This is a genomic window from Rhodococcus sp. 5A-K4, assembly GCF_046097995.1.
GTDB classification, from domain to species: domain Bacteria; phylum Actinomycetota; class Actinomycetes; order Mycobacteriales; family Mycobacteriaceae; genus Rhodococcus_F; species Rhodococcus_F erythropolis.
Genome location: NZ_JBJURM010000065.1, coordinates 1 through 2783 on the forward strand (window position 1 = coordinate 1; position 2783 = coordinate 2783).

General features: G+C 61.7%; 5 protein-coding genes. 1 reads left to right on the forward strand and 4 read right to left on the reverse strand.

The window, feature by feature from the left end; translation table 11 throughout:
• Positions 1 to 208 precede the first annotated feature (208 nt).
• Positions 209 to 568: a hypothetical protein gene (locus ACKAMS_RS33490; protein WP_408990107.1), complete on the forward strand. Its 360-nt coding sequence runs from the start codon at positions 209 to 211 to the stop codon at positions 566 to 568.
• Between the two features lie 54 nt (positions 569 to 622).
• Here the strand turns inward: ACKAMS_RS33490 and ACKAMS_RS33495 are convergent, their stop codons facing one another.
• From ACKAMS_RS33495 to ACKAMS_RS33510, 4 genes are all read right to left on the reverse strand, one after another.
• Entirely contained in the window at positions 623 to 1465 is an 843-nt protein-coding gene (locus ACKAMS_RS33495; protein ID WP_408990108.1) for a Fic/DOC family protein, read from the reverse strand.
• On the reverse strand, positions 1462 to 1677 hold the full coding sequence (locus tag ACKAMS_RS33500) for an antitoxin VbhA family protein (RefSeq protein WP_007734780.1): 216 nt from the start codon (positions 1675 to 1677) through the stop codon (positions 1462 to 1464). The genes ACKAMS_RS33495 and ACKAMS_RS33500 overlap by 4 nt, the downstream gene beginning before the upstream one ends.
• A gap of 114 nt (positions 1678 to 1791) precedes the next feature.
• Positions 1792 to 2181, reverse strand: coding sequence for a hypothetical protein (locus ACKAMS_RS33505; RefSeq protein WP_408990109.1), 390 nt, complete (start codon positions 2179 to 2181; stop codon positions 1792 to 1794).
• A complete protein-coding gene (locus ACKAMS_RS33510) occupies positions 2178 to 2723 on the reverse strand; it encodes a DnaB-like helicase N-terminal domain-containing protein (protein WP_408990110.1) in 546 nt (181 codons plus the stop codon). The genes ACKAMS_RS33505 and ACKAMS_RS33510 overlap by 4 nt, the downstream gene beginning before the upstream one ends.
• Between the last annotated feature and the right edge of the window lie 60 nt (positions 2724 to 2783).

Here is a 2783-nt window from a genome sequence, read left to right on the forward strand (position 1 = left end):
TGCCGGACGAAAGTAGTTAGAAATCAACCAATTACACCGTTTTCTGGACAGACCCAGAAGCGGGCTGAATAGCCCACTACCTGAGGTCGTGTTCGTGTTTCGGCTGGTTCGGCCGTGGGTTTCGGATCTTCGGGGCTGCGGTGTTGGGTGGTTACAGGCTGCTAATTTGGGTGAGTCCGCAGGTGGGCGTTTGATGGGGTAAATGTTGATGGATAGTTGGAGTCCGGATTTTCGGCCGCGGATGTGGGAGCGAGACAGGGAGCAGTTCGCGGCCTGGACGGGCGGTGCTGCGGTTCGTTCGCCGTGGAAGCGTCGCAGGTTCGCCATCTGGCGCGAAGAGCAGCTGTCTAGCAAGTTGCGTTTGGCTCACAAGGTTGAGCAGAAGCGCCGGGCGGATCTGATGGCGAATCCGAGTCCTGAGCTTGTTGCGGCGTATGCGGAGTTGCGGGCTGCGGAGGCGGCGTCCGGTGCGCGGATCGGTTGCGCGCGTGGCGGCGATATGACTGACCCGAAAACGGTTCGGGCTCTTGCTCGACAGTTGAGCGATCACACCGAAGAATTCCAGTAGGAGCAGTGAGCGGGCCATATTTATTGTGGTCAGGCCGCTCTTGTCCGGAAGTTTTCAGTCACGCCCGAGGTCGTGGGAGCGTGTCGGTGTCTGGGTCCGCGAGATTTCCGGCCCGCTCGTCCCTGATTCTCGTGAACCTGTCGGTGGCTGTGACGGGTAGTCGAGTAGGCGGCCGCGCATCAGGTCGCTGAGCTCGTTCGGGTTGTACGGTGCGCGGTTTCCGCTTCGGAGGTGGTCGATCATCGCCTTGTGATGCTCGGCTACCTCGAGGTGAATGACGTTGCCTTGGGTGCTGGCGAGCGTGGGCGGTTTGGTGCCGTTGCGGTGTACGCCGGGGGCGAGGACGTCCCGGAGCGGTGTGTGGGTTGCTTCCATGGCGACGTAGCGGGCTGCTTGCACTGCGGAGGCGTGGACTTTCTGCCAGTCGATGGTCCAACCGGAGGATTTGAGGAGTTCGTCGAAGAAGACTCGTTGTGTGCGGGAGTTGCCGTCCCGAAACGGGTGCAGGACGGTGGTTTCACCCCAGTGGTAGGCGAGGCGGTCGACGGCGCGGTCTTTCGGGAGTCCTTGGGGGAAGTTGTCTTTGGCGATTCCGCGGAAGATGAACGCTGCTTGGTTTTCGATGTGTTCGGGTCGGCAGTGTGGGAGGTTCATGCCGACGGCGCCGGTGTCGCGGGTGCGGAGGGTGCCTGCCCAGTCGTAGACGTCTTGCAGTATGAATTGGTGGATCTTTTTCAGGTGTTCGAAGTCGAAATTACCTGCGATGGGCTGTAATTCGAGTTGCAGGATGCGCTGATACGCCGCTTCGGTTTCGTCCTCGAGGAGTGCTTGCGGGTCGGTGTGCCCGAGTTTGTTGATCAGGACCCCGGTTTCGGGGTCGACGTACGGGTCTTTCAACTGCGGGCAGCTCGGCGGCGGCGGTTTTCGGCGAGGACGAGTGCGACTGCTTCGTCGCCGGTGATTTCTCCGCGTAGTTGCCGTCGCCCGACTTCGATGCCGTATTCGCTGGGTTCCATGCCGGCCATGCGGTGTCCGGCGGTGGCGGCGGCGATGGCTCGGTCGATTTGGGCTTCGGTCATGTGCGACTGTGCGTTGCGTGCAGTTGTCACCGGTGCTCCTTCGTCGACTCGGGCGAGTTGTGATGTGCAGGGAAGCTGCACAGCGTTGTCTATTCTACCTGATCATTGCCTATTTCCTGCGGTCAACGGACCTGTGGGGGCGGGTCAGAACAGAGTGTTTTGGGTTTGCGCTGCGGCGTTGTCGGTGCGTTTTTCGTAGGCGGCGGCGAGGGTTTGCGCTGTGGTGGGGCTGCATCCCATTTCGGTGCCGATCTCGTCCCAGTCGGCTCCGTGGTGGTGCAGCTGCCAGGCGTCGTGTTCGTCATCGTTCATGTTCTGGGTTCCTGTCTGCTCGAGGGGCGACCTTCGGAGTTTGGCCGCTTTCAGGAAGCTGTAGGTCGAAAGGGCGAGTAACCCGACTCCGGCGATGAGGGTTCGGCTGGTTCCGATGGTGAAGTCCAGGGCTGCGACGGCGAGGGCGAGGACACCGAAGATGCTGTGTTTCACCACCCCCGGCCTGCTGATTCGCTGATCTGGCTTGTCTGGAGTGTTCATGCTCGGCCTTCGCGGATGGCGGCGAGGCGTTGGGAGGCTGCGCGGCGTTCGCGGCCGATGCTGAGCAGGTGCTCGAACAGTTGGTCTTCGGGGAGTTCTTCGGCGGCTTGGGCGAGGGATCGTGCTGCTTCGCGGAATCCGCGCCGGTAGGCCTGGGTGAGGACTGCGGCAATGTTGTGCTCGAGTTCAGCGGACGGGACGCCGATGGTGGTGATGTCGGTGAGTGCTTTGGTGAGCTGTTTCCCGAGGTGCCCGCTGGTGCGGCCTTCCTGCTGCAAGGTAGTGAAGACGTGGGCACTGTTGTGAGGTTTGCCGGAAGTGACTAACTCCTCGATGGCGGTGAACAGTGCCGCGTTCACGGGCCGATAGAAGTCTGCGCTGGTCAGAGCTGTGACGGCACGCTTCGCGCTCTCGGCCGGCGCCCAGAGCAGCGAGCACAGGAGCTGAGCCTCGACGTCGAGGGCAGTGCTGTATTCGTCGATCTCGCCTTCGTTGTCGGTGAGGTCGTCGAGGTCGGGGACGGTGGCCAGTGAGAGTGTCACGTCGGGGTCCTACTTTCTTAGGTGCGGGTTTGATCCGGTCATTCGTAAGATCGGAGAGCC

Coding starts and splice junctions, on each gene's coding strand:
- ACKAMS_RS33490 (WP_408990107.1), top strand. CDS start 209: ATGGATAGTTGGAGTCCGGATTTTCGGCCGCGGATGTGGGAGCGAGAC.
- ACKAMS_RS33505 (WP_408990109.1), bottom strand. CDS start 2,181: ATGAACACTCCAGACAAGCCAGATCAGCGAATCAGCAGGCCGGGGGTG.